Origin of the sequence: Flavobacterium sp. RNTU_13, from assembly GCF_046614455.1 — a bacterium.
Classification (GTDB): domain Bacteria; phylum Bacteroidota; class Bacteroidia; order Flavobacteriales; family Flavobacteriaceae; genus Flavobacterium.
This window is the reverse complement of the sequence record NZ_JBKJHB010000002.1, coordinates 326,619-352,892: the sequence shown is the minus strand read 5'-3', so window position 1 is coordinate 352,892 and position 26,274 is coordinate 326,619. Positions and strand designations below refer to the sequence as shown.

The 26,274-nt window shown below is 40.6% G+C and carries 22 protein-coding genes; 11 read left to right on the top strand and 11 right to left on the bottom strand.

The window, feature by feature from the left end:
* Positions 1–21: 21 nt before the first annotated feature.
* Genes ACLI08_RS06655 through ACLI08_RS06630 form a run of 6 tightly spaced genes read left to right on the top strand, consistent with a single transcriptional unit; the run spans position 22 to position 5,332 of the window.
* Positions 22–1,167 carry a hypothetical protein gene (locus ACLI08_RS06655; RefSeq protein WP_411427682.1) on the top strand — a complete coding sequence of 382 codons (1,146 nt, stop codon included), beginning with the start codon at positions 22–24 and terminating at the stop codon, positions 1,165–1,167.
* A gap of 5 nt (positions 1,168–1,172) precedes the next feature.
* On the top strand, positions 1,173–2,459 hold the full coding sequence (locus tag ACLI08_RS06650) for an SPFH domain-containing protein (protein WP_411427681.1): 1,287 nt from the start codon (positions 1,173–1,175) through the stop codon (positions 2,457–2,459).
* 8 nt (positions 2,460–2,467) lie between these two features.
* Positions 2,468–2,818 (top strand): hypothetical protein, encoded by a 351-nt coding sequence (locus ACLI08_RS06645; protein ID WP_411427680.1) that lies wholly within the window; start codon positions 2,468–2,470, stop codon positions 2,816–2,818.
* Between the two features lie 18 nt (positions 2,819–2,836).
* Complete coding sequence (locus ACLI08_RS06640) at positions 2,837–3,451, top strand: hypothetical protein (protein ID WP_411427679.1); 615 nt, start codon at positions 2,837–2,839, stop codon at positions 3,449–3,451.
* 49 nt (positions 3,452–3,500) lie between these two features.
* The gene (gene pepT, locus ACLI08_RS06635) at positions 3,501–4,748 is read left to right on the top strand and encodes a peptidase T (RefSeq protein ID WP_411428009.1); all 1,248 of its coding nucleotides are present in this window, start codon (positions 3,501–3,503) and stop codon (positions 4,746–4,748) included.
* The gene (locus ACLI08_RS06630; protein WP_411427678.1) at positions 4,748–5,332 is read left to right on the top strand and encodes a YdeI/OmpD-associated family protein; all 585 of its coding nucleotides are present in this window, start codon (positions 4,748–4,750) and stop codon (positions 5,330–5,332) included. The genes pepT and ACLI08_RS06630 overlap by 1 nt, the downstream gene beginning before the upstream one ends.
* A 66-nt stretch (positions 5,333–5,398) precedes the next feature.
* Here ACLI08_RS06630 and ACLI08_RS06625 read toward each other — a convergent pair whose 3' ends face one another.
* The 6 genes from ACLI08_RS06625 to fabV all read right to left on the bottom strand — a co-directional run bounded on the left by ACLI08_RS06625 (position 5,399) and on the right by fabV (position 16,481).
* The gene (locus ACLI08_RS06625) at positions 5,399–6,124 is read right to left on the bottom strand and encodes a response regulator transcription factor (RefSeq protein ID WP_411427677.1); all 726 of its coding nucleotides are present in this window, start codon (positions 6,122–6,124) and stop codon (positions 5,399–5,401) included.
* Between the two features lie 5 nt (positions 6,125–6,129).
* Complete coding sequence (locus tag ACLI08_RS06620) at positions 6,130–7,662, bottom strand: sensor histidine kinase (protein WP_411427676.1); 1,533 nt, start codon at positions 7,660–7,662, stop codon at positions 6,130–6,132.
* Positions 7,663–7,727: 65 nt separating this feature from the next.
* Positions 7,728–8,318: a dephospho-CoA kinase gene (gene coaE / locus ACLI08_RS06615; protein ID WP_411427675.1), complete on the bottom strand. Its 591-nt coding sequence runs from the start codon at positions 8,316–8,318 to the stop codon at positions 7,728–7,730.
* Positions 8,318–9,310, bottom strand: a complete 993-nt coding sequence (locus ACLI08_RS06610) for a glycosyltransferase (RefSeq protein WP_411427674.1) — start codon at positions 9,308–9,310, stop codon at positions 8,318–8,320. Before ACLI08_RS06610 ends, coaE begins: the two co-directional genes overlap by 1 nt.
* Positions 9,311–9,412: 102 nt before the next feature.
* On the bottom strand, positions 9,413–15,022 hold the full coding sequence (locus ACLI08_RS06605; protein ID WP_411427673.1) for a GEVED domain-containing protein: 5,610 nt from the start codon (positions 15,020–15,022) through the stop codon (positions 9,413–9,415).
* A 262-nt stretch (positions 15,023–15,284) separates the two neighbouring features.
* Entirely contained in the window at positions 15,285–16,481 is a 1,197-nt protein-coding gene (fabV, locus tag ACLI08_RS06600) for an enoyl-ACP reductase FabV (RefSeq protein WP_411427672.1), read from the bottom strand.
* 119 nt (positions 16,482–16,600) lie between these two features.
* Here fabV and ACLI08_RS06595 point away from each other — a divergent pair, with 119 nt between their 5' ends.
* Entirely contained in the window at positions 16,601–17,080 is a 480-nt protein-coding gene (locus ACLI08_RS06595; RefSeq protein ID WP_411427671.1) for a hypothetical protein, read from the top strand.
* On the opposite strand, the gene recN is transcribed toward ACLI08_RS06595, so the two are convergent.
* Together recN and ACLI08_RS06585 are read right to left on the bottom strand one after the other, a co-directional pair.
* Positions 17,069–18,721, bottom strand: a complete 1,653-nt coding sequence (gene recN / locus ACLI08_RS06590; protein WP_411427670.1) for a DNA repair protein RecN — start codon at positions 18,719–18,721, stop codon at positions 17,069–17,071. The genes ACLI08_RS06595 and recN overlap by 12 nt on opposite strands.
* An 87-nt stretch (positions 18,722–18,808) precedes the next feature.
* Entirely contained in the window at positions 18,809–19,177 is a 369-nt protein-coding gene (locus ACLI08_RS06585) for a DUF983 domain-containing protein (RefSeq protein WP_411427669.1), read from the bottom strand.
* 100 nt (positions 19,178–19,277) lie between these two features.
* Here ACLI08_RS06585 and ACLI08_RS06580 point away from each other — a divergent pair, with 100 nt between their 5' ends.
* Positions 19,278–20,156 carry a helix-turn-helix domain-containing protein gene (locus ACLI08_RS06580; RefSeq protein ID WP_411427668.1) on the top strand — a complete coding sequence of 293 codons (879 nt, stop codon included), beginning with the start codon at positions 19,278–19,280 and terminating at the stop codon, positions 20,154–20,156.
* Between the two features lie 4 nt (positions 20,157–20,160).
* Here the strand turns inward: ACLI08_RS06580 and ACLI08_RS06575 are convergent, their stop codons facing one another.
* The 3 genes from ACLI08_RS06575 to aroC form a co-directional block, all read right to left on the bottom strand.
* Positions 20,161–21,054 (bottom strand): OmpA family protein, encoded by an 894-nt coding sequence (locus ACLI08_RS06575; protein ID WP_411427667.1) that lies wholly within the window; start codon positions 21,052–21,054, stop codon positions 20,161–20,163.
* 112 nt (positions 21,055–21,166) lie between these two features.
* Positions 21,167–22,435: a T9SS type A sorting domain-containing protein gene (locus tag ACLI08_RS06570; RefSeq protein WP_411427666.1), complete on the bottom strand. Its 1,269-nt coding sequence runs from the start codon at positions 22,433–22,435 to the stop codon at positions 21,167–21,169.
* A gap of 165 nt (positions 22,436–22,600) precedes the next feature.
* The gene (aroC, locus tag ACLI08_RS06565; RefSeq protein ID WP_411427665.1) at positions 22,601–23,662 is read right to left on the bottom strand and encodes a chorismate synthase; all 1,062 of its coding nucleotides are present in this window, start codon (positions 23,660–23,662) and stop codon (positions 22,601–22,603) included.
* Between the two features lie 162 nt (positions 23,663–23,824).
* On the opposite strand from aroC, the gene ACLI08_RS06560 reads away from it, so the two are divergent.
* The 3 genes from ACLI08_RS06560 (at position 23,825) to ACLI08_RS06550 (ending at position 26,135) form a co-directional block, all read left to right on the top strand.
* Positions 23,825–24,652 (top strand): UDP-2,3-diacylglucosamine diphosphatase, encoded by an 828-nt coding sequence (locus ACLI08_RS06560; protein WP_411427664.1) that lies wholly within the window; start codon positions 23,825–23,827, stop codon positions 24,650–24,652.
* A gap of 58 nt (positions 24,653–24,710) precedes the next feature.
* Positions 24,711–25,520 carry a hypothetical protein gene (locus tag ACLI08_RS06555; RefSeq protein ID WP_411427663.1) on the top strand — a complete coding sequence of 270 codons (810 nt, stop codon included), beginning with the start codon at positions 24,711–24,713 and terminating at the stop codon, positions 25,518–25,520.
* Between the two features lie 117 nt (positions 25,521–25,637).
* The gene (locus ACLI08_RS06550) at positions 25,638–26,135 is read left to right on the top strand and encodes a hypothetical protein (protein WP_411427662.1); all 498 of its coding nucleotides are present in this window, start codon (positions 25,638–25,640) and stop codon (positions 26,133–26,135) included.
* Positions 26,136–26,274 lie beyond the last annotated feature (139 nt).

Genomic DNA, 26,274 nt, shown 5'->3' with positions numbered 1-26,274 from the left:
CAACTAATATAATCGCTAGTCTTGAAAAACAAGAATACCAAAAACGAATTTGAAAAACTGATATCATTAGCACTTGTTGACGGTTTAATTACCGACCGGGAACGCATGATACTGCGCGAGAAAGGAATATCGATGGGCTTGAGTGCCGACGAAGTTGATGTAATTTTAGATGCGAAGCAATACGAAACAGGAAAATCATCTCCTGCAATATCTAATATAAATAAGTGTGCAAGTTGTGGGGAATTACTCGATGAAGATGATTACACCTGCCCAAGCTGCGACGCTGACATTGAAAGACCTAAAGAAGAATGGGAATTAGATATTGAAAAAGAGAAGAAAAACTATTCTGAACGCGAAACTATAAGCAGTATCGTTAAAGAAATTGAATATACTTTTATAAAAAACAATAATAAAAACTACTATGATACTGGTTCGTACCCGGCATTTAACTGGATCCTTGTTTTTATTACCGGAGGCCTCTATTTAATTGTTCTTCTTATCAGAAAACGTAGTAAAGTTCTGTTTAACCCCTATTCTGAAGTCAATAACTCTTTTGAGAAAACCATTAAAAATTATACTGATCGTTTAGAGAAATTTTCAAAGAATGCAGAAATAAAAACTGCTATTTCAGAAATAAATAAACAGGTGGCATTAATTTCGCGCAGGCGTACGTTAACCGCAGTAGCTAATTCATTTATGGAAGGGTTAGCATGTGCCCTAATCATTTTTGGAATATATAAATTATACGATATATCTTTAGCTACCGACAAAAAATCGCCTGCAGCAGAAAACGACATTGAAGAGTATTATGGAGCTTTAAAAGACACACTACCCTCAAAAGCCCTTAAATATTATCTTAAACTCCCTAAAGAAGAACAAACAACAGACAAGTACTATAACGTTTTAAATACAGAAATTGATAGTTTAATGCAGGCAGAAAATTACGAAATGGCGCTAACTAAAGCTAATCTTCTTCCTAGCGACTACGGAAATAACAATTACGATAAAGAACGTAGCTACAGGGTAGACAAGGCACTTTCGGGGCTTATACCAGAACTAATAGAAAATAAAGAATTTGAAAAAGCCAGTGCATATGTTAATGCGGTTAGTTCATCTACTGCAACACTTTTAAAATACGATATTGAAGACGCAATAAAAAATAAATAAGAGCTATGGGCATATTTGATATTTTCAACAAAAATGAAGGCGGATTTATTGATGTGATTAACTGCACAGAGCAGGATTATCTGGTACATAAATGGACACCCGGAAATGAAGAAAACAGCTCTAAAAAGGAGTTTGCCATACGCTACGGCAGCAGGCTTATTGTAAAGCCCGGCGAAGCTGCTGTATTCTTTTATCCCGGAGACAGCGCAGATCAGAAAAAAGACATAATATACGGCCCGGCAAATGAAGGGATTAAAACAGCCAACTTTCCCGTGCTTTCCAGCCTGGTGGGTAGCCTTTTTGGTGGCGAATCGCCGTTTTTCTCCGAAATATATTTTTTTAACCTTGAAAAGAATATACAAATCCGTTTTGGTATCCCCTACTTCGATGTATTTGATGCACGCTTCCCAGACCTTGGCGTGCCCTGCGCAGTAAGGGGAACCCTTACATTTACCATAACTAATGTAGAAAACTTTATAGCGCAATACCGCTTACAGAGTTTTAACCTGGAGGAATTACAGGCAAAGGTTAAAGACTTTTATACCCGAAAGGCGAAAGCCATTGTGTTTAGCCTGCTTGGGCAGTCTAACGTTTCTATAATGCAGGCCGAAACAATGTTGGAACAAGTGTCAGACCATATCCTGGGGCACATAAAACCTGAACTTGCCGAAAACTTTGCCATAGACCTGAGGCGTGTAGATGTTACGGCAATAGAGCTGGATAAAAACAGCTTAGGCTACATGCAGTTAAAAAGCGCCACTGCCGATTTACAAACCCGTATGGCTTCTGTTAAAACTGAGGTAGAACTTACAAACATTACCGAAGTAGCCCGCATACAACGAAAAGACCTGGAAATGGGAGTTGAAGGTAAAAACTTTGCTGTACACCAAATAAATCAGCAGACAAACGTGCTACGGTCTGCCGCAGAAAACCTGGGTGAAATGGGACAGGTAGACGGTGGTGGAGGCTCAGGAGGGTTTAACGCTGCAGGCGTTATAACAGGCATGGCACTGGGGGGCGCAATGGCGAATCAAATGGGCAACATGATGGGCGGCATAGGTAGTGTGCCCCCGCCTGCACCGGTTACAACATATTTTATAGCTATTAACGGTCAGCAATCAGGGCCGTATACCATAGCCCAACTAAAAGAATTTGCCCTGAACGGCCAGTTTACCACAGAGCACTACATTTGGAAACAAGGTATGACCGCGTGGGAACAAGCCAATACTAATCCCGCCATGACCGAGGTATTTGGGCAAGTTCCACCTCCGCCGCCACCACCCTCAATATAATTTACAATATGAAAATAAACCATATAACCACCATAATAGCAGTGCTTATGTGTCCACTGCTTTCTTACGGATTTTACCGTTTTAACACCCCGCCCCTTAGAGAATTACTTTGCGGCGGCAGCTTTGTACTGCTGTTTACCACGTTATTTTTTAGCATTGGAACCCGCTTTAGCACGTACCAAACCAATATAAACGTGCGCACTATGTCGTTTATATTCTTTGCTGTTTTTATAGCCACGAACCTATTTTTCTCGTTATTATATTTAAATAAAGACGTTTATATTATAGTACACGGGCTGGCACTGCTGTTTTACCTGCTGGTACTTTATTATCTTACACGAACCCAAAGAACGGCTTAAATTCCACCTTCTAATCCTATGGCATTAGCTGAAACATTTATACAATTAGCATTACGGTATACTAATGCTGCTACCGCCAAAAAAATGTGGGATGAGATAGCCTTAGCATACAGCCATAAAAACAGGCAGTATCATAACCTTTTCCACCTGGAAAACATGTACAGCGAACTGAAATGTGTTCAGCATACTATTTCAGATTGGGACACGGTGCTTTTTGCCCTATTTTATCATGATGCCGTATATAGCGTCACAAAAAAAGATAACGAGGAAAAAAGCTCTAAAATGGCTATAAGCCGCCTGCGTGAAATAGGATATGACACTGTAAAAACAAGCTTTTGTTATGAACTCATAATGGCAACGAAGCACCATGCTTCTTCTTCAGTTAATGATATAAATCTTTTTACTGATGCCGACCTGAGCATACTTGGAAAACCATGGGCAGAATATGAGGTATACTGCTTAAACGTACGTAAAGAATACAGCATATATCCTGACCTGCTTTACAATCCGGGGAGAAAAAAAGCACTGCAACATTTTTTAGAAATGGAACATATTTTTAAAACCCCGCATTTTAAAGACCGGTTTGAAGCACAGGCACGTAAAAACATAACACAGGAAATAGACCGGCTGTAAATTTCCAATGTAAATTTATTGTAAATTTGTACGTACTAATTATAGCATGATGCAACATATTATTGATCGTTTTATTAGCTACGTTACCGTAGATACTGAATCGGACCCAAATTCTGACACAACTCCAAGCACGGCCAAACAATGGGACCTGGCCAATAAACTGGTAGATGAACTTAAAGCCATAGGCCTTGAAGACGTTACCATAGATGAAAATGCTTACATAATGGCTACGCTTCCTAGTAATGTAGCGCATGATGTACCTGTTATAGGCTTTGTATCGCATTTTGATACCACACCTGATTTCACCGGAGCAAACGTAAAGCCGCAAATTGTACCAAATTACAATGGCGGCGATATTGTGCTTAACGCCGAAAAAAACATAGTGCTTTCGCCAAAGTATTTTAAAGACTTACTACAGTACAAAGGGCAAACCCTTATTACTACAGATGGTACCACACTGCTGGGCGCAGATGACAAGGCCGGTATTACCGAGATTATAACCGCAATGGAATACCTTATTCAGCACCCGGAAATTAAGCACGGAAAAATCCGTATTGGCTTTACACCCGATGAAGAAATAGGCCGTGGCGCTCACAAATTTGACGTAGAGAAGTTTGGTGCCGACTGGGCGTACACCATGGACGGTAGCCAGATAGGCGAACTTGAATATGAAAACTTTAATGCCGCCGGTGCCAAGGTTACTTTTAAAGGAAAAAGCGTGCACCCGGGTTATGCTAAGGGTAAAATGATAAACTCTATGCTTATTGCAAACGGATTTATTAGTACACTCCCTAAAAACGAAGTGCCTGAGCAAACAAAAGGCTACGAAGGGTTTTTCCACGTTACGGGTATTTCGGGAAGCATAGAAGAAACTACCGTGCAGCTGATTATACGCGACCATGACGCACGTCGTTTTAAAAAACGTAAAAAGCTACTTAAAAAAATAGTGGATAAAATAAACCGTAAGTTTAAAAAGCAATTTGGCGATGATATTGCCGTACTGGAAATTAAAGACCAGTACTATAACATGCGCGAAAAGGTAGAGCCTGTTTTCCATATTGTGAAGATTGCCGAAAAGGCTATGAAAAAAGTGGGAATAAAGCCTATCATTAAACCTATACGTGGCGGAACTGATGGCAGCCAGCTATCATACATGGGGCTTCCATGCCCTAACATTTTTGCCGGCGGGCATAACTTCCATGGGAAGTATGAGTATGTGCCGGTAGAAAGCATGGTTAAGGCCGTAGAGGTTATTGTAAAAATAGCTGAACTTACCGCTAAAGGCGAAAAAGAATAATGGCAGACAAACCTAAACGCGTTTGGGATAAATCATCAAAATGGCCTGAAGAAATTGATTTTCTGAAGGCCATTATTGCTAAAACCCCTTTGGTAGAAACTACAAAATGGGGAGGGCCTGTGTATACTTACAACGGTAAAAATGTAATGGGCCTTGCCGGGTTTACTAACCATATTGCGGTGTGGTTCTTTAAAGGTGTGTTTCTTAAAGATGAAGCTAAGGTGCTGGTAAATGCCAACGAAGGCACTACGAAAGGATTACGCCAATGGCGGTTTACAACCATAAGCGAAATTGATGAGCGGTTGCTATTGAGATATATTAATGAAGCTATAGCTATAGAGGAAGCCGGGTTTACTATTGCGCCGGCAAAAAAAGAAACGATTATCCCCGACTTTTTACAGTTACGCCTTGAAGCCGATGCTATCTTAAGAAATGCTTTTGAGGCCCTGGCACCATACAAACAACGCGAATTTTGTGAATACATAACGGAAGCTAAACAGGAAAAAACAAAACACTCCCGGTTTGATAAAATAAAAACCCTGATCATTGAAGGAAAGGGCCTTAACGATAATTACAGAAAATAAAAATCCCCCAAACGTTTATGTAATAAATCGCTGGGGGATTGTTGTATATATAGAGTGTGTATTCTATTATTTGTCTTCGGCCGCTACCTTGTTTTTAACTACAAGCCTAAAACCTTCGCCGTGTATGTTAAGGATTTCTACCTCCTCATCCGGCTTTAGGTATTTACGTAGTTTTGCAATGTAAACGTCCATGCTTCGAGATGTAAAATAGTTGTCATCTCTCCATATTTTAGTTAGCGCAAGTTCACGTGGCATAAGGTCATTTTCGTGTAGAGCAAGCATTTTAAGCAGCTCGTTTTCTTTCGGCGAAAGCTTTATAGGCTCCTCGTTTTCAAACGTAAGGAAACGCAGTTTAGAGTTCAGGTGGAATTTACCAATCTGGAACTCATTTTTAGAGTTATCCGTTTTACTGTCGCTTGATTTCCTTTGTAGGATTGCCTTAATTTTCATAAGAAGCACCTCAGAGTCAAACGGCTTGTTAAGATAGTCGTCTGCTCCTACTTTGTAACCTTTAAGCACGTCTTCTTTCATGGACTTTGCTGTAAGGAAAATGATAGGCACCTCTTTGTTTTTTTCCCTTATTTCTCTTGCCAATGTATAACCGTCTTTGTACGGCATCATTACGTCAAGTATGCAAAGGTCAAAATTATCTTTTTTAAATTTCTCGAAACCCTCCATACCGTTTTTGGCAAGGGTTACGTCAAAATCATTGATTAACAGATAGTCTTTTAGCACGGCTCCAAAGTTAGGATCGTCTTCCACTAAAAGAATTTTTTTGTTTACTTCTTCCATATTTTTTAATTTATTAGTGGCATCTTAATGATAAAGGTACTGCCCTTCCCCTTTTCACTTTCTACATATATAAGGCCATTATGGTCTTCTACTATTCTTTTTACGTAGGCAAGCCCTAATCCATGTCCTTTAACATCATGAAGGTCGCCTGTATGTTCACGGTAAAACTTCTCAAAAATAAGTTTCTGTACCGCTTTGGTCATTCCCTGCCCCTGATCCTTAATTTTAATCAGGATAAAATCTTTAACATTCTCCGTATACACATCTATAACGGGTCTTTCCGGAGAATATTTGATAGCATTGTCTAAAATATTAACAATTACATTGGTAAAATGTACCGGGTTTAAAAGTGTTGTTGTCCTCTTCGCTTCAAAATGAGTATTTAACACCCCTTCCCTGTCCTCTACAATAAGATTAACATGCTCTATTGCTTCCTCAAGTATATCGTTTACATCTGCAGCCTCTTTAGGTATATCCAGCTCGTTTTTATCAAGCTTAGATATCTGTAGTACGTTTTCTACCTGAGAGTGCATCCGTTTGTTCTCCTCGCGTATCATTTGCAAGTAATACTGCACCCGCTGCTTATCATCAAATATCTTCGGGTTCTTTATTGCATCAAGCGCTAAGTTTATAGTAGCTATGGGCGTTTTAAACTCGTGCGTCATGTTATTAATAAAATCGGTTTTTATTTCAGATATATTTTTCTGCTTTATAACCTGGTTTATGGCACTTAAATACGCAATTACTATAATCAGTGTAAAAACCATAGACAACGACGCCATACCCATAACCGATGACAACAGGTAGCGCTCCTTTTGTGGGAAGCTTACTACAAGTACATACTTTGTGTAGCCATCGCGGTCTTCAAACAGCTTATGGTCGTACATTTCATTAATGCTACTAACACTGTTAGAATGTATGCGTGTGGGCATTCCGTTGTACAGAACCCGGAATTCAAACGGTGTTTTTACCCCGTTTTGTTCCAGCTGCCTGAATATTATCCGTCTCAGCCTATCATTAGTAAGCCAGCTTTCTATGCCCTTATTATCTCTAAAGTCTTTTATAAAACCTTCTATTTTAAAGGCAAGCAGACGGTCTGCATCGTCTACCTCTGCACGGTCTGACGTAACATGAGAAAGTCGGCTTGTTTTTTTTCTCAGGTACGCTTCTACAGCGTCTTTTTCATTTTCTCTTTCAAAGAGCACATCATCTTCGTAACCCGAGGCTAACCCGCCCGCAAATATGATTTGTTTATTACCGGCACCTGCTTCCTGGCTATCATATAACTTTACAAGATCTGCCTTAGAAGGTGCAGTACCTGTACTGTCTTTATACTTGCGGTATACTTTATAAAACTCATCTGTTTCAGCATCTTCCAGTTGCCCGGCCACATGGCTTAGCACCTGTTGTATATGATACTTAAACTGTTCTTCGTTATTTTTAAGAGAACTGTTAACCCAATATAACTGTACAAGTATTATGCCTAAAAGCGAAAGGCTCATAAAAAATACCAACAATCTAAAACGGGCTTTCTTCATCGATACAAAACTAACATTTTAACATTTAAGACTAATATCCATTAACCAAACATTAACAGAGGGTTCTAATTTTCAATTATATTCAGAAAATTAAACGTTGCGAGCACCTGCTTTTTGGTATCTTCAGTATCAATATTGGTAATAATATACTTACTTAACCCCATTTTCTGCTCATCGGTCCACTGATTTGCCATACGTTTAAGCACCATCTCTCTTGTTACACCATCGCGCGCCATTACGCGCGCTATACGTGTTTCTACCGGAGCAGTAACTAATATAACCGCATCGCATTGTTTGCTGGCACCACTTTCAAACAGTATGGCGGCTTCTTTAATTACAAACGGAGCCGTAGAATGCTCTAGTGTCCATTGTTTAAAATGTTCTGCAACGCGCGGATGTATTATAGCGTTAAGTTGTGCAAGTTTTTGCGGATCAGAGAAAACAACCGAGGCAATTTTAGCCCTATCGGGAATACCATCGGTAAACACCGATTCTCCTAATGTTTCTTTTACAAGCTGCGCAACTTGCGGAGTGAAAAGAATACTCTTCGCCTCGTCATCGGCATAATAAACCGGTACACCCAACGCACGAAACATTTCTGCAACTGTAGTTTTACCACTACCTATACCGCCGGTAAGTCCTATAATTTTTGTCATTATTTAAAGAAAAGTTCGGGGAACGCTGCTTTAGGCTCCATGCGCAGCAAGTGAATTTTTACAAAAGATTCCAGATAGCCCATGCCATAACCATAAAACTGCATGAATACAGCCACAACAGCCAGTGAGCCTACCTTAAAGTTATTTTGAGAAACTGCCGTTAACCATATTATTGCAAAATAGACAACGTAAAGTAACAGCATAAATTTAATTCCGAAAAGTACCAAAAACACAGACAGGAATAACCCCAGTATAAATAAAGTAGGAAACAGGAATGTCACTTTTTTGTATTGCGGATGCCACTTATCAAGAATTGGCCTTGCTTTACCAAATTTAGAAACCTGTTTTTTAAATTTTTCCCAGTCTATTCGTCTTTTATGATACACGTAAGAGTTGGCAAATAACGCAGTTTCAAAACCGAGTTTCCACAAGCGTATAGATAAATCCGGATCTTCGCCAGGGTGTATGTTTCCAAAACCTCCTGATGCTTCAAACGCTTTTTTGCTAATTCCCATATTAAAACTACGCGGCTGAAATTTGCCTATTTTCTCTGACTTTCCTCGAATACCACCCGTGGTAAGTGCAGAGGTCATGGCAAAGTTTATAGCTTTCTGTACGTCGCTAAAACTATCCAGGGCAGCATCGGCACCTCCAAAACAATCAACATACTTCTGCTGTAGGGTTGCTTCTATACTAGAAAGATAATGTACCGGTAACAAACAATCAGAATCAAGGATAAGGAAATAACCACCCTTTGCTACTTTCATACCGTAGTTACGGGAATCTCCGGGACCACTGTTTGGCTTAAAATAATACGAAATATTTAAACGGTCTTTAAAAGCCGATACCACTTCTGTACACGGTATAGATGAGCCGTCTTCTACAACCACCACCTCATAAGCCTTTGTGTAATCTTGTTTAACAAGGGTTTGTAAAAGCTCTTCTATTTCATCTGGCCTGTTGTAAACCGGTATTATGAGCGAGAAATACATTACTATTCAATTTTTAACAAAGTTATCTTTTTTAAAATAAAAGAGCCACCCAATGGGTGGCTCTTTTGTGAGATTTATGTAATTCTTATGATTAAAGAAAGATTATTTCTTAATCACTTTTACAGTTTTAATAGCTGAACCGGCAGCAACTTTAACCACGTAAGCACCTTCTGCAAGAGCAGACATGTTTACCTTAGCTACAGTAGCATTTGGTTTCACAGTAAGCACATGCTGACCTAGTAGGTTAAACACTTCTACTGTAGTTATTTCAGAACTGTAAGATATTGTAAGCTCGCTGTTTACCGGGTTAGGGTAATAAGCAAAGTTAGCCATATCAAATGATTTATCACCAAGAATTTCGCTAACAGTAACAGGAACTATTGTAAAACAAAGATCTGAACTAGCTTTAGCGTAGTATGTAGTGCTTGCAGCAATAACGCTATCAGCAAAAAGTGGGTTAGTACCTGCTAAAGCATCTGCTTCAGTAGCATACCACGTTACGTTTGCATCTGTTGTTATTACGATATCTGCAATAGTAGCAAAGTCATTTTGTGTAGAAACAACCTGAGGAGAAACTGCATTGATAACCGGAGAAGCAGTTATGGTAACTGTAAACGGAGTCTCTGCAATACAGCTGCCCGATTGAGCAACAGCATATAGATTTGTGGTAGAAGTTATTACTGTACCGGCAGGAAGTACATCTCCTGTACCCTGGCCTGAAGTGCGGTAAACTACACCTTCAAGTGCTGGTAGCACATAGCTATCACAGCTAGAAACATTAGTTACAGCAGGTGCCTCAACAGTTACTATAGTTACTGTTACAGCAGCTCTCTGACCGCTTTCGCAACCGTTAATGGTTTGTGTAGCGTAGTATACGTTTCCGTTTACAAGCGAAGCGTCTGCACCAAGCACATCTGTCGATGTAGCCGAAGCATACCATTTAACATCAGTACCCTCAGCTGAAAGCTGACCAACTACACCACTTTGGCAGAATGACTGATCTGCAGTTGCAGTTGGAGCAGAAGTAGTATTAATAACTGCAGTTACAACCGTTCTTTGTGCGCTTTCGCAACCATTAACAGTTTGAGTAGCGTAGTACATGTTTCCATTTACAAGAGCAACGTCTGCACCAAGTGCTTCTGTTGATGTAGCCGAAGCATACCATTTAATGTTAGTACCCTCAGCTGAAAGCTGACCAACTACACCACCCTGGCAGAATGTCTGATCTGCTGCTGCAGTTGGCGCAGAAGTTGTATTAATGTTTACTGTGAACATGTTTTCTGCAAAACAGTCACCAGACTGAACGTACACAAATAGTGTTGTAGTTTGTGTAATTACTGTACCTGCCTCTACAAGAGCACCCTGACCTGCTGAAGCAGTGTAGTAAGCACCTGTAGTAAGAGCCGGTAGTACATAGCTGTTACAAGCCACAACATCTTGAGTTTGTGGTGCAGTAACAACTGTAATTGTAACAGCAACCGCAGTACGGTTAAGGCTTTGACAACCGTTTACCGTTTGCGTAGCGTAGTATGTACCTGTTGTAAGCGCAGCGTTTGGAGACAGCGCCTGACCACCGGTAGCAGCAGCATACCACTGTATGTTTGTACCTTCAGCCACAAGCTGAGCGATTGCAGCACCTTGGCAGAATGTTTGTGTTGCAGCAGCTACAGGAGCGTCTACAATACTTACAGTTACAGAAGTTGTACCTGTAACAGAACATCCGTTAGTATTTGTAGAACTAGCAGTATACGTTTGTGCACTGTTACCTTTAAAGTATACCGTACGTGCATCTCCACCTGTGTAAGGAGTTGTAGCAGCAGCATCTGTATAAAGATCTGTTACAGGAGACCAAATTACAGGGTAAGTAGCACTGTAGTTAAACCTCATGTTTGGCCTTGATGTAGAAGTACCAAAAGAACTATAAGAAGTAAGCGCATCATAACTTGCCATACCTGCAGGAGTTACACTGTCTTTTGCTCCATAGTATACAGTGTTCTCTGTAGTTGTAGTAGTTTTTGTTCTTGTACCAGAACCATTACCAAAGTTACCAGCGTTGTGAGCCACTTCTACTACAAGGTTACCACCATTCCATACATACTGAGATGTAAGGGTAAAAGGTACCCAACCAGTAGTTCCTGCAACAGGAGTATAGTTAGCATTGTAAACTGTAGTTAGACCAGTTGAAGGCAAGAAACCTGAGGTTAGGTTAGTCTGAGTAGTTTCGCCTATCTTGATTCTAAAGTCGTTACATGCAATGGCAGAAGACGCAAAGAAATCAAATGAAAGTGATGTAATTGGCACACCCGGAACAAGACCCTGAGCCTGTAGTTCTGCAGCAGTAAATAGTATTTGAGTTTTTACACCTCCATAATAACCGCTGAATGGATTAGGATAACTTGTAGTTCCGGGAGCAGTTGTACCTGTACCAAGAGTAATAACACCTGTGTTATCACCACCTGTAGCTATAAGAGCCTGACTTTGACCCTGACATACCGCCTGAGAAGCAGGAGTAATAACAAGAGGAGCCGGAAGCGCATTTACGTTTACTGTAAATGGTACACTTATAGTACACAAACCAGCAGACTGAGATGCTGTAAGTGTATACGATGTAGTCTGAGAAGGATTGAAAATAAATCCTGTTTCAGCAGAACCGCTTACACCTGTAGCAGGAGTCCATACAAATGTGTCATAAGCTGAAGCACCATCTGTAATTGTAACAGCAGTAGTAGACTGGCCTGCACAAATCGTTGCCTGACCTGCACTAATAGCTAGAGCAGCTGGTGCAGTTACTGTAAATTCTGTTGCACTTACTGCAGTACCTACAAAAGTTGTAGCACTAACAAGACCGGTTGTACCGGCTGGTATGGTTGCTACAATTTGAGTATCTGTAACCGAAGTAGGTGTTATTGTAGTATCACCTACTTTAAGTGTAGCGTTTAATAGTCCAGTACCTGTAACAGTAAGTACAGAGCTCACCGCACAAGCAGCTGCAGGAGTAAAAGATGTAATCGCCGGAGCATCTGGCATAGTTACCACTAACGTGTAATCTTCAAAAGTACCATATGAACCAGTGTAGCATGGATCAGATACAGTTTCATCATCTGTACCGCCAATACGTACTGTGTGCGTACCTACTACCGCTGCAGATGCAGGGATAGTAAATGAACCGTTTAAGGTAAACGGATTTGCACTACCAGAAACACCAGTGTAAACAAGCTCTCCCTGATCATTAAAATCAGCATCATTATTCCAGTCTATCCAAATTTTAGTACCATAAGTATAGCCTGTAGCGTAGGTAATATTAAAGTTAACTGTAGCACCTGCTACAGCACTTGTAGAAAGGTTTGTATAGTTACCGTAGTTACCTTGTTCTGCCACTGTAGTGTTGTTAATATCACCCATGGTAACATTAATAATACCCCTATCATCTACGCTTGAAGGCGCAGGAGTACAGTAACCTGTGTACAATGGTGTAGAAAGAACTACCCATGCACTTTTATTGTCAGCAGCACAAACGCTTCTAACCCATACATAATATGTAGTATTTGCAGTTAAGCCAGAAATTGATGCAGTGTGTACACCTGTAGCAACGCTACCTGCAGGTACAGTTGTTTCATTTGGCGCTAAACCTATATTATTATAGTAATAATCAAAACCTTGTGCAGGTTCAGATCCGTCAGCTACGTTCCAGTTTATGGTAGCAGATGTAAAACCGTTTGCAGTAGCGCTAACAGATAGAGGTGAATCACAAGTTGGCTGAAGCTCTACAACGACATTAGCTATGTGGAAATCATAGTCAGGAGCATCATCTGCAGGGCCATCCGTACCACGGAAAGCGATTTGTACAGTCTGCCCTGTATAGGCTGTAAGAGGCAATACAAAATCAACCAGTGAATTTGTAAGTGTAGTAGTGTTCGAAGCATTAAATTCGTAAAGCGGAACCCAAGTAAGGCCACAACCATCTGTAGAAACAAAAATAGTTACAGCATCATCTGTACCCTGCATACCAGTAGGATCAGGAGTAATACCAGCAAAGTCTGTTATTGCCGCCTTAAACTTAAGCCTTGAATCACCGGTTAATGTAATCTTCGGGCTAATAATCCACTCATTACGTGTAGTGGTATACAGGTTAATCTTCGCGGTTGTAACAGACGACAAAGAACTATTAGTCCATGCAGAAGTACCTGCAACAGGTGAAGTGTTAACAGGAACAGTACCAGAAGCAGTCGTCCTGGAAGCCTCGTACCAGCCAGGAATTACTGTGCTTAGGTTAGCACCTGTAAAACCTGCAAAGTTATTTGTAGCAGGCAGCGTAGCTGTTGCAGGACCCACAGGAGTACCCATAGCAGCGTTTGTACCCTCAGTTAGGTTTACATAGATATCGTAAGGCCCTGAACCACACCTGTTATACTCATAAACTTTTACATAGTATGGTGTTGTACAGTTAAGACCAGTTATAGTTACAGTACTTGCCGTACCATCGTACACAAGTTGCTGACCATCGTTAGCAAAAACAGTAGAAGTTGAAAAAGCAGGGAAGTTTCCGGTGGCAATAGGATCTTCAATAGGATCTGTACTAACAAAAACCATTCTGCGAACGCCTGAACCGTTTGTCCAATCTACTTTTAAGCTGTTTAAACCAGGTGTGAGCGCAATAGCTGACGCCTGAGATAGTGGAGCTTCAATAGGATTAACTGTTACAAAATTGCTAGAATAGGCAACGTCTCCACTAGCTGTACAAATAGATTTAAGCCTGTACATAATAGTAGATCCCTGAAAAGCTTCCGGTGTAAAGCTAAGCGTAGCAGCGCCAGTACCGGCGGTAACATCTGTCCAATCACTACCGTCAAAAGACTGCTGCCACTGAAAAGCAATACCTGTTGTATTGTTAACTACAGGAGCTGTAATAGCAGCTGGTGTTGAACCAGAACATACAAAACGTACTAACTCGCCAGATATAGCACCTCCATTTGGAGTACCAGCACAAGCAGGCGGAGCAGTAAAAGTATAAGTTAAACCAGTAGCAAACGTGTTTGTAGCACTTAGCGTCATTAAAGATGAAGAAGTGGCACCTGTAGTAACAACAGTAGGAGCTGCAAAAGTACCGTTAGAAGCAGAACTAAGAACTTTATAAACTCCAACAGCACTCTTAATACCTATTTGAGGTTGATACGTAGTATCTGAAGTAAATAAAGGAGTACCATCATATACAAATTTCACACTCTTAGTTACTGTATTAAGCCTAACCTGAAAATTAATACTTTCAACAACAAAATAACGTGCGAAATTAGTCCATTGAAATACAATCTCATCACCTACGAGTTCTGTCCTTATCTCCGAAGTGCCCGTTGCACCTGCGTAAAGGTCAGCTGCAAACGGAGACATAATTATGTTACCACCTGCTGAAGATGTTAACGGAGTGTAGTTAAAAGCACTGGTTACAGGAGTTCCCAGCGATACGTGTCCGTTTGAAGTTATAGAATACGAAGTGTAACTATTTCCGGCAAATTCGAAGGCCGCCGGCAGCGTAAGTTGACTAGACACATAGCTGTCCAGTGAGGTAGCTCGGTTTACTGTCGATGTTACCACCGTACCCCCTGTTATGGGCACATAGGTATCTGTCGAAACCGAAAAACCGTACAGAGACGCCTGTGCATAGGAACCCGTAATTCCCAAGAGAATCAGGGCAATAAGCAAAGTAATTTTTCTCATTTAACAAATTATTTAATTATTTTTAAAATTAGCAATAATTCAAATAAATAATAACTTAATGTTATTTTTATATATATTACAATCAAATTGTTAAATAAGGTGCATAAAAATAAATTTAAAACACAAATAAAACAATGTGATGTTAAAATTAACATTAAAGAAACAAAAATACTATTTTCATATTAAAACACCTAAAAAAAAAGAAAAACCTTCCTTAAAAAGGAAGGTTTTCATATAAATATTCAGGTTTATTGCAGAAATATTACTTTTCTATACTTTCTATGTTTACCATTTCATTTGCATCAGCAGCGTAGTCTACGCCTGCAAATTCAAAACCAAAAAGGTTATAAAAATCCTTGCGGTAACCTTCTAAATCGCCAATTTCAGCTAAATTCTCAGTATCTGCTTTTGCCCAAAGTTCAGATACTTTAGCCTGTACGTCATCACGCATTTCCCAGTCGTCTATACGTATACGGCCCTGCTCATCTACAGGAACTTCGCCACCTGTATAAAGCCTTTCGCGGTACAAACGGTCTATTTGTTCTATGGTACCTTCATGCAAACCCATTTCTTTCATGGTCTTGTACAATAGCGATATATACAGTGGAATAACCGGTATTGCCGAACTCGCCTGTGTAACAAGCGCCTTGTTTACAGAAACATATGCTTTACCGTTTATATCTTTTAGCTTATCTGAAATTTCGAAAGCAGTAGCTTCAAGGTGATCTTTTGCCCTACCTATGGTACCCTTACGATAAACAGCCTCGGTAACCGATGGGCCTATGTAAGAATACGCCACAGTAGTAGCGCCTTCGGCAAGCACACCTGCTTCTTTAAGGGCATCTATCCACATAGCCCAGTCTTCGCCACCCATTACGGTAACGGTATTTTCTATATCACCTTCAACTGCAGGCTGAATAGTAACCTCAGATACTTTACCGGTATGGAAATCTACTGTTTTATTACTAAAAACCCCGCCAATAGGCTTTAGCACACTACGGTGCAGCACACCTGTTACAGGATGCTGACGCACCGGAGAAGCAAGGCTATACACAACCAAATCAACCTGACCCAGGTCGGATTTTATAATATCTATAGTTTGCTGTTTCACTTCGTTGCTAAACGCATCCCCGTTAATACTCTTTGCGTAAAGCCCGGCAGCGTGCGCTTCGGTTTCAAAGGCAGCGCTGTTATACCACCCCGGAGTAGCAGTTTTACCCTCTGCAGGCTCCTTTTCAAAAAAGACACCTACCGTAGCAGCGTTGCTACCAAATGCGGCAGTAATGCGAGAAGCAAGGCCAAAACCTGTAGAAGCACCCACAACAAGCACTTTTTTAGGGCCATTGGCTATCTCGCCATGTGATTTTACGTATTCAATTTGGTTTTTTACGCTTTGCGCGGCACCCACCGGGTGGGCAGTAAGGCATATAAAGCCACGCATCCTTGGTTCTATGATCATAACTGTTTAATTCAGTATTTGTTAATTCAGTATTTGATGTATTCGGAAAGCAAAGATAAAAAACTAAAACAACTATGTAGTATATTCTGTAATTTTAGCCAATAAACTAAGCCTGCACCATGAACGACCTGCTTAACGAAGACGAGTTTTTACCTAAAGAGTACAATCCGTGGAATAGATTTTATATTTTTTCGGTTTTTGCCCTGTTAGAACAAATTAGTCTTATTGTTATCCTGAAACATTTTGTACAATTTTCAGAACGTAGTACAGCAATAATTGTAGGTATAACAAACAACTTTATTTTTCCACTCCTTATAGCAGCATTTATGGTGTTAGGCAGGAAAGAGCTACTATTGCACACCTCTAAAAAAACAATTATAAAAGGGCTTATTATATTAGAATGTTGCTATTTGGCACCATTAATCATAAACTCGCTGAGCAACGTTTACACTTGGTCCCTTGCCGATGGCATCGAGCACGTATCTCCACTACTGCTAATCCCGCTTTTCACTATAGCATTTAATCTGGCACTTGCTTTAGTGCTTATACTACCTTTAATCAACAGGGCAAGAAAAATAAACCGTAAACTACCCCAATAGTGCCCTGGCATGCGTCAGCGCTGACTCGCTCACGTCTTTACCACTAAGCATTTCAGCAATCTCACGTATGCGTTCGTCATTAGAAAGAAGCCTTAGTTCGCTCACTGTAGTATCACCCTGAGTTTTCTTGGCTACCTTATAATGCGTATCGCCCTTAGCGGCAATTTGCGGCAAATGCGTTATTGCAAATACCTGCATATCCTTGCTCATAGCCTTCATAATATCGCCCATTTTAATGGCTATTTCGCCTGAAACACCGGTATCTATTTCGTCAAAAATAATAGTAGGCAGTTTAGAATACGTAGCTAAAACAGCCTTTACAGCCAGCATAATACGCGACATTTCACCTCCTGAAGCTACCTTTTTCAGCAACCCGAAATCAGTACCTTTATTAGCAGAAAACAACAGATTGATACTGTCTTTACCATTAGCATAATAGGTTTCGCCCTGAATTATTTCAAATTTGAAACGTGAGTTTGGCATACCAAGCTGAACCAGTATTGCAGTTATTTTATCTACCAACACAGGCACCGCCCCTACCCTTTTTTCATGGAGTTCTTCGGCTGTTTTATCAGCTTCAGATTTTTTGCGCTGCATATCAGCCTCTTTTTCGGCAATAGCCTCATCCAGACCTTCAGCGAAAATTACCTTTTCGCTAAACTCTTTTTCAATAGCCATTAGCTCCTCTACCGTAGCCACATTATGCTTTTTTTGCAACGCATATATAAGCTGTAACTTTTGGTTAATCAGCTCCAGTGCTTCCGGATCATTCACTAACCCTTCATAACTTTCAGCCAGGCTTTCGGCAACATCATCAAGCTCTATTACAATACTGTTTACACGCTCGTAGTATGTAGCATACTCCTCAGAAATACCGCTGATTTTTTGCAACGCCTGTTTTATTTCCTTCAGGTTTTGCACGGCGCCCACTTGCTCCTCAGTGGCTACAGCTATTGCCTTAGCCATACTTTCGCGAATAAACTCTACGTTGCTCAGTTTTTCCTGCTCGGCTTCCAGGTCGGCTTGTTCACCGGCTTTAAGTTTTGCTTCGGCAAGTTCGTTAAGTAAAAAAGTATTATAATCCTGCTCGCGGCTCAGGGTAGATTTTTGCTCGGTAAGCTTTTTAAGCGCGTTTTGTGCCAACTTATAAGCGGCCAGTTGCTTTTTATAAGCGTCGAGTAAAGCTGAATTGCCTGCAACAGCATCTAAAATCTGCATTTGGTATTGCTCATCGCTAAGTTCACGGGTTTGCTGCTGGCTATGGATATCTATAAGAAAATGACCCAATTCCTGCACTTCGGCAAGGTTTACAGGACTGTCATTTATAAAAGCGCGACTTTTGCCGGACGGCAATATTTCGCGGCGGATAATGGTTACATCTTCGTAATCAATATCGTTCTTTTCAAAAAAATCGCGGAGGTTATATTCAGATACTTTAAAATGTGCTTCAATCACACATTTTTGTTCTTTGTCTTTTAACGAACCCAGGTCGGCACGGTTACCCGAAACCAAACCCAATGCGCCAAGAAGGATGGATTTACCCGCACCGGTTTCGCCCGTAATAATGGCAAAACTTCCGTTAAAATCAATATGAAGGTGCTCTATGAGCGCAAAATTCTTTATATGAAGCGTTTGCAGCATAAGGTTTAAGGTGCAAATTGAAATACAAATATAGGCATTTTTCTGCGCAATACCGCGCCAGTACAATTTGCACCTTATGTTAAAACATTATCGGTTTTCAGGTACTTTCTCAGGACCGTCAAACATATAAATCCACAGCATACGAGACAGCCTGAAGTTATACGGACTAAGTACTACCGCCATAACAGCAACCGCACCTACCAAAATACCAAAGTCTTTAGTAAATGGCAACAGCACTACAAAAAGCGCAACCATTTCGGCCACGGCAAGTGCATAGCTTACGTACATAGCCCCAAAAAAATACCCTGTCTCTTTATGAAAATGATGACCACAATGCGGGCAATCATCATTCATTACGGGCATCTTAAGTAAAAATATGTTTCCCTTTGTTTTAAATACCTTACCGGTTCCACATTTGGGGCATTTTTCTCCTATTATATTTAAGAATTGTGACATACCTCTAAAATTTTAGTCAAAGTTAGTGATTTAGTACCATGGAAAGCAATAGATAATTTACGCAAAAAATTGTACTTTTAAGACATATATAAGCAACGCTATGAAACCGGTACATATATTAAAAATAAGTGAGTTCAGGCACGAAGGCAGCGAAGACATTCATGCCAACACTCTTGAAAACCACCTGGCTACCAGACATAAAGATATCGCCGAACCACACAGTCACAACTTTTATCTGGCCATACTTTTTATAAAAGGGCATGGCAGGCACGAAATAGATTTTACAGACTACGAGGTAAAACCTGGCGCATTATTTTTTCTTAACCCGGGCCAAACCCATTACTGGGAGTTATCTGCAGATACAGAGGGATATATTTTTTTCCATACCCGTGATTTTTTTGAAGCGTGGTTTACCGCAAATGAGCTACGTAGTTTCCCTTTTTTTTACAGCATGCATAGTAAACCTGTAGTGAACCTGAATCAGGACGCGCTTACTGAGGCAACCCATTACTTTAAAAAAATACTGGAAGAATTTACCACCGAAAAAGCCTGGAAAAAAAACGCCATACTTTGCTATATCAACCTGCTGTATGTACAAGCCACCCGTTGGTTTGACGAAGATATACTACCCATAGCAGAAAATAATAATGGCTATTACCAGCGTTTCAGGCAATTTGAAGACCTTATAGAAACGCACTTTGTTACCGAAAAATCTCCTGGATTTTACGCCGGTAAACTGGCTATAACACTAAGGCACCTTAACCGTATATCTCAAAACATAACCGGCAAGCCCGCCGGGGATATTATTGCAGGCCGCATAGTACTGGAGGCCCAAAAAGAACTTGCGCTACACAGGGGGAATTTTAAAAAAATTGCAGAAATGCTGGGTTATGAAGACTACGCGTACTTCTCGCGTTTTTTTAAAAACAACACAGGTGAAACGCCCAGCGCGTTTGCAAAGCGCTACACTAACAAATAAACGGTTACTGCCAGTCGTTTTGTAAGATAAGCACCTCTACCCTACGATTGGCTTCACGCTCTTCCGGAGATTTTTCGGGTATTGGGTAAAGCGGTTGCGAAACACCGAATCCCTGAAAAGTTACTCGGCTTTTTTCAATACCGTTTGCTACTAAAAACATCATTATGGCCTTCGCACGCTGGGTGGATAAGTCCTGTCTGTCTTTTGTCATACAGCAAACGTGTCCTTCCAGCTTTATCCTTAAAGAGCCGTTTGCACGCATAACCTGTAGTAACTCATATAACCTGGAGCGGGAATTTGCCATTATAGCAAACGTATTTTCGCGGAAATTGAGGTTAGGTATCACTATTTTTTCACCTGCTTTAGCAGCATTTAAACGCTCCATAAACTTCACATCAAGCTCAAGTTCTTCTTTACCCTGAGGAGTGGTTACCGTCATTGATTCAGGAAATTCTACCTTAACAGGCTTTTTTACAGCCATTGGTTCATTTTTTATACCCAGGATTTCATTTTCTTTTGCAAGGTCTTTTTCCAGCAAATAATATATGGTAGCCTTACGATTCTTTGCCTTTACAGCATCTTGTTTATGAAGTTTACCAAAGCTTCGCGTCATAAAATCTTCCCGAATTTTAACCTTACCCTTTATGAATGAAAAAACAGTAGTTACCCTACGCTCAGAAAGCGTATCATTTAACCCTACCGATCCATCCTCATCGGTATAACCATTTATAGCCAGAATTTTAGATGTTTTGTTTGCTGCTAACCACTCTGTCAGCCGTTTTTGTTCTGTGCCTGTAAGCTGGTATTTATTAGTTTCAAAATATACCGAAAACTGCTCTTGAGCGTAACAAACAGATGACAATACAAGCAGCAATAAAAATAGTAATTTACGAAGCATATGACTAAGGTTTACTGTAGTAACGAATTTAAGCTTTATTTATTTTCCCTCCATAACAAAAACAAAAAAGGCCCCGATAAACGGAGCCTTTTATATTATAGAACTGTATTAATTAGTTTTTAACAACTTTCTTAGTTACAGTACCTTTATCTGATTTAATGTTCATCATGTAAACACCGTTTGCAAGATCTGAAATGTTTACCTGAGCTGAAGAAACACCATCAAACTGAACTGATTTTACAGTACGGCCGTTGATATCTACAAGGCTAACAGCGCTGATCTGAGCTTTAGCATTAGCAACATTTACTACAGTGTTAGCCGGGTTAGGATACACTGAGAATGCAGACTGAGCGTTTTGAGAAGAAGAAGCAGCAAGGCTTAGAGATATATTAAAGAACAAAGACAAACCTCCGCCAGTTGCAGATGTAGAGTGAACACCCAGCCTGTAGTTACCAGCGGTATCAGGAGTGAAGTTGTATGTTTTTGTAACAGCATTTGTAAGCATATCAGCCTGGGTTTCACCCACTTGGGTTATACCAGTTTCCTCACCTAAAATATCGTACGAGTTGGCTGAGTTAATTATTACTGCTTCGAAACTTTCGTTAGCAGGCCCAACCACTGCGTTGTCTGCATCAGTTATATTCAGGGCGTTATATGTAACACTAAGTACATATTCAGTACCTGCCTCAAGAGCTCTCGCATTGCTAACCAAAAAGTCATCTAGATCAGCTTCGTAAGATGAAATAGAAACAACGTTATCACGGTAGTTGTTATTTTGACCACCAAAATCATACTCTGTGTCAAGTGAAAAGCCGTTCGAGTCTTGGTTATTATCTATCCTGCTCCAGCAGAACCAGTAGTTTTTGATAGGTGACCACGATTCAGAGAATGTATCTGTTGTTTCACAAGTAGAGTCGATAAATGAAAGCTCAACATCGAAACCACCTGGATTCCACTTGTTATCAAAAACAACATAGTAAGTAGTACCGCCAAGAACCGGGAATTCAAAATCTGTTAAAAAGTTGCTCTCTGCATCTGTTGCTCCGTAATATACGTCGTCACTAGCAGCCCAGCATGATAAAGCATCGCATGTTCCAGAGAAAACAGAAACACGCGTATCTCCACCAACATTTTGCGGCAGGTCAGTAGAAAGCCTGTAAACTCCATTAGTTTGTGGTGTAACTTTATACCAGTTAGCCGCGGTTGCGTTAGGTGCATTCCAACAAGCGCTGGTTGCTGCAACAGATACAGCCTCGCCTGAAATTTCATCTACAGTTGTTAAACCTACAGGTAAATCTAGCGCGTCAACACATGAACTTTGTGCATTAGCTGCTATAATAGAGCCAAGTAAAAGTGCTCCACTAAGTAATTTTCTTTTCATGATGATAGTTTTTATTTCCGAAACCCAAAAATAGTAAAAAATATATTAGTTACAATTTATTCATATAAAATTTATAATAAAAAAATGCTTTCACCTAAACTATGACAGAAAATAAGCCGATTTTACAACTAAATTGCTAACACATAAAAACCTTACTTCAAAATACTATTTACCTGATAACAAATAGAAATCAGCAATTACTAATGCCGCCATTGCCTCTACTATAGGCACTGCACGCGGCACCACACAAGGGTCGTGCCTGCCTTTACCGTGCATGGCTACCACATTACCGTTACTATCTATGGTTTCCTGTTCCTGCATAATGGTAGCCACCGGCTTAAACGCCACCCTGAAATAAATATCCATTCCGTTACTTATACCACCCTGTATACCGCCGGAAAGATTGGTTTTAGTAGAACCATCAGCGTTAAATATATCGTTATGCTCGCTGCCGCGCATCTTCGCACCGCAAAAACCGCTACCATATTCAAATCCCTTTACAGCATTTATACTCAGCATTGCTTTGCCAAGTTCAGCATGCAGCTTATCAAACACAGGTTCCCCTAATCCCGCAGGCACATTTTTAATAACACAGGTAACAGTGCCACCTACAGTATCACCATCTTTTCTTACCTCCTTAATATAGTCTTCCATTCGTGCTGCCACTTCGGCATCGGGGCAGCGTACGGCATTGCTTTCTACAAGGCTAAAATCCAGTGCCTGGTACGGCTTCTCTAAAAAAATATCTCCTACAGACGATGTGTAGGCATGAATACTTATCCCGGGTATAACCTGACGTGCTATAGCGCCCCCTACTACCCTGCTTATGGTTTCGCGCGCGCTACTGCGACCTCCGCCACGGTAATCACGCACTCCGGTGCCATACTTTTTATCGTATGTAAAGTCGGCATGCGATGGGCGGTACACATCTTTTATATGAGAATAGTCCTGAGACTTTTGGTTGGTATTGGGCACAATGAAGCCAATAGGCGCACCCGTTGTCTTCCCTTCAAAAATACCCGATAAAAACTGCACCTCATCGGGTTCCTTACGCTGCGTTACAATAGCCGACTGCCCCGGCCTGCGCCTGTTAAGCTCAGTTTGAATCGCCTCCATATCAAGCACTATCCCAGGGGGGCATCCGTCTATAACCCCACCAATGGCAGCGCCGTGTGATTCTCCAAAGGTAGATAGCCTGAATAGTGTTCCGTAAGTATTGCCTGCCATATTTCTTCTTTTTACACAAATGTAGCAAACCTGCTTAGTTTTTACTACCTAAAATTTAGCAAACCATAACTTAAAATGGAACATTAACAAAACACATATTTATTAACCTTATAGTAACCAATACATTATACACTACGGTTTATTTTGTAAGAAACACGAAACATGAAAAAACGCCCAGTAGATGTTGTAGTATTATCTGACGTGCATTTAGGTACATACGGCTGCCACGCCAAAGAATTGCTGCAATACCTCGCTTCTATAAAACCAAAAACACTGATACTTAACGGCGATATTATAGACATTTGGCAATTCAGGAAATCGTATTTTCCGAAGTCGCACCTCAAGGTAATCAAGAAGCTGCTGGATTTTTCGGCAAAAGGGACAAAGGTGTACTACATAACGGGCAACCATGACGAAATGCTTCGCAAATTTGCCGATACTACTATGGGTAACTTTAGCATTGTAAACAAAGTAGTACTGGAACTGGACGGTAAAAAAGCCTGGTTTTTTCATGGTGATGTTTTTGACAGCTCTGTGCACTCGGCAAAATGGATTGCAAAGCTGGGCGGACTCGGTTACGACTACCTTATATTACTAAACCGTTTTATCAACTGGATACTGGTAAAAATGGGACGCGAACCCTACTCCTTATCTAAAAAAATAAAATCCGGGGTAAAACAGGCGGTAAAGTTTATTTCAGATTTTGAAACCACTGCTGCCGATATTGCTATAGAAAATAATTACGACTACGTGGTGTGTGGCCACATACACGAACCCGCTATTACTATTAAGGAGAATAAAAAAGGCAGTGTTACTTACTTAAATTCCGGCGACTGGATAGAAAATTTAACCGCACTGGAATACCACCACAACAGCTGGACGCTTTACAGGTACGACAAACAAACAGCAGTAAACGAACCTGAGGAAACAGAAACAGCAAACCCCATAGACGTTAAACTGGTAGCTACGCTTATTTTCAGCAATAATTAAGCTAAATATCTTAAAATGTTAGGTATATTAGCCCGGTAAACTAATATACCTAATACTAATGAAAAAAATAGTGTATGCTTTTGCTCTCCTGGCAGGTTGTTTTATAGCATCTTGCTCTGGAGATAATAACAATAACCCGGGAACCGGTAATGCCGCAAATTATTTACCCGAAGCCAACGGTAATTACTGGGTATACAACACGACGCTTGACGGTACATCGAGCGGGCGTGATTCCCTTTACGTTAAAGGAGATACTACCATAACTTCTATCGCTTACAAGAAGTTTAAAACTAAAGACGTAGCAACAGGTTTCTTTTGTGGTGCCCTAAGCAACAATAGCGTGCGCACTTCGGGCAGCAAGCTATTAGTAACCGGCTCTGCATCATTAGCATTTTCGGCAGATCTGCCACTAAACGTGTCTATAACCGATTTCCCTTTTCTTGATGCGGCAGCTGCGGCAGGTACTCAGGTAGGCACCACAAGCGGAGCCATTAGCCAGGATTCCGGAAGCGGTTACACTATTGTAGCAGACTACACCCTAAAATCAATTGCAGATCAGTCGCTTACCACATTCACCGCGCCTAATAACGCTACTTACAGTAATGTAAAGGTCATGAAAATGGTACTAAACCTGAAAATTACCGCTAACGTAGACTTTAACGGAACTATTCTGCCTATTAGCATTATGAATGCCCAGGATGTACTTACCTCTACACAGTACTACGCAGAAAATATAGGCAACGTATATACTAACACTGTGATTAACTATCAGCTTTCCGACTTTTCGTCACTCGGGGCAGATTTACCAATACCACAAACGGGCAGCTACACGCAAACCGAAGTGCTGGTAAACCATAATGTTAACTAAGCCTTAAAATACGCCCTTGCTTTAACAAAAAGATAACTGTTAAAACCTTAACATAATAATATTCCTACTAAAGGAAGCGTTTTACTTTTGGAATACAGAAAAACGTCAATGATTATTATGAAAAAAGTATTCTTATCAGCTATAATGTTAGTGGGATTGGCATTTAGCGCACAGGCACAAAAAGGAGACAGAAATGCACTTGGTTTAAGGCTGGGTGATAACGACGGCTTTGGTGCCGAAGTATCGTACCAAAGAAACTTATCGTCTAACCACAGGTTGGAGCTTGATTTAGGGTGGAGAAACTCTAATGACTATGACGCCTTTAAACTTGCCGCACTATACCAGTGGGTATGGAACATTGAAGGCGGATTTAACTGGTATGCCGGCGTAGGTGGTGGTGTAGGCTCGTGGAGCTATGACCGCTATGCAGGCCCTTACCACTATGAAGACGATGGTACTTTTGTATTTGTAGCAGGAGACCTTGGTATAGAATATAACTTTGATATACCACTTCAGCTATCGCTTGATTTTAGGCCGGAGCTATATTTTAACGACGACTACCGCGGCGATAATTTCGGTCCGGATATTGCGCTTGGTGTACGTTACAAATTCTAAGCACACAAAACACTATAATCCCGGGATAAAATACCCCGGGATTTTTTGTTTAAAATTGTCAATCAATAATTTACAACAACAGGGTTATCCTAAGATTAAATTATCAACAAAAAACGCCGCCGCATAGTAGCCAATTAAA

Coding starts and splice junctions, on each gene's coding strand:
- coaE (WP_411427675.1), bottom strand. CDS start 8,318: ATGACAAAAATTATAGGACTTACCGGCGGTATAGGTAGTGGTAAAACT.
- ACLI08_RS06585 (WP_411427669.1), bottom strand. CDS start 19,177: ATGTCACAATTCTTAAATATAATAGGAGAAAAATGCCCCAAATGTGGA.
- ACLI08_RS06575 (WP_411427667.1), bottom strand. CDS start 21,054: ATGCTTCGTAAATTACTATTTTTATTGCTGCTTGTATTGTCATCTGTT.
- ACLI08_RS06650 (WP_411427681.1), top strand. CDS start 1,173: ATGGGCATATTTGATATTTTCAACAAAAATGAAGGCGGATTTATTGAT.
- ACLI08_RS06625 (WP_411427677.1), bottom strand. CDS start 6,124: ATGGAAGAAGTAAACAAAAAAATTCTTTTAGTGGAAGACGATCCTAAC.
- aroC (WP_411427665.1), bottom strand. CDS start 23,662: ATGGCAGGCAATACTTACGGAACACTATTCAGGCTATCTACCTTTGGA.
- ACLI08_RS06550 (WP_411427662.1), top strand. CDS start 25,638: ATGAAAAAAGTATTCTTATCAGCTATAATGTTAGTGGGATTGGCATTT.
- fabV (WP_411427672.1), bottom strand. CDS start 16,481: ATGATCATAGAACCAAGGATGCGTGGCTTTATATGCCTTACTGCCCAC.
- ACLI08_RS06605 (WP_411427673.1), bottom strand. CDS start 15,022: ATGAGAAAAATTACTTTGCTTATTGCCCTGATTCTCTTGGGAATTACG.
- ACLI08_RS06580 (WP_411427668.1), top strand. CDS start 19,278: ATGAAACCGGTACATATATTAAAAATAAGTGAGTTCAGGCACGAAGGC.
- pepT (WP_411428009.1), top strand. CDS start 3,501: ATGCAACATATTATTGATCGTTTTATTAGCTACGTTACCGTAGATACT.
- ACLI08_RS06555 (WP_411427663.1), top strand. CDS start 24,711: ATGAAAAAAATAGTGTATGCTTTTGCTCTCCTGGCAGGTTGTTTTATA.
- ACLI08_RS06560 (WP_411427664.1), top strand. CDS start 23,825: ATGAAAAAACGCCCAGTAGATGTTGTAGTATTATCTGACGTGCATTTA.
- ACLI08_RS06610 (WP_411427674.1), bottom strand. CDS start 9,310: ATGTATTTCTCGCTCATAATACCGGTTTACAACAGGCCAGATGAAATA.
- recN (WP_411427670.1), bottom strand. CDS start 18,721: ATGCTGCAAACGCTTCATATAAAGAATTTTGCGCTCATAGAGCACCTT.
- ACLI08_RS06640 (WP_411427679.1), top strand. CDS start 2,837: ATGGCATTAGCTGAAACATTTATACAATTAGCATTACGGTATACTAAT.
- ACLI08_RS06645 (WP_411427680.1), top strand. CDS start 2,468: ATGAAAATAAACCATATAACCACCATAATAGCAGTGCTTATGTGTCCA.
- ACLI08_RS06620 (WP_411427676.1), bottom strand. CDS start 7,662: ATGAAGAAAGCCCGTTTTAGATTGTTGGTATTTTTTATGAGCCTTTCG.
- ACLI08_RS06630 (WP_411427678.1), top strand. CDS start 4,748: ATGGCAGACAAACCTAAACGCGTTTGGGATAAATCATCAAAATGGCCT.
- ACLI08_RS06595 (WP_411427671.1), top strand. CDS start 16,601: ATGAACGACCTGCTTAACGAAGACGAGTTTTTACCTAAAGAGTACAAT.
- ACLI08_RS06570 (WP_411427666.1), bottom strand. CDS start 22,435: ATGAAAAGAAAATTACTTAGTGGAGCACTTTTACTTGGCTCTATTATA.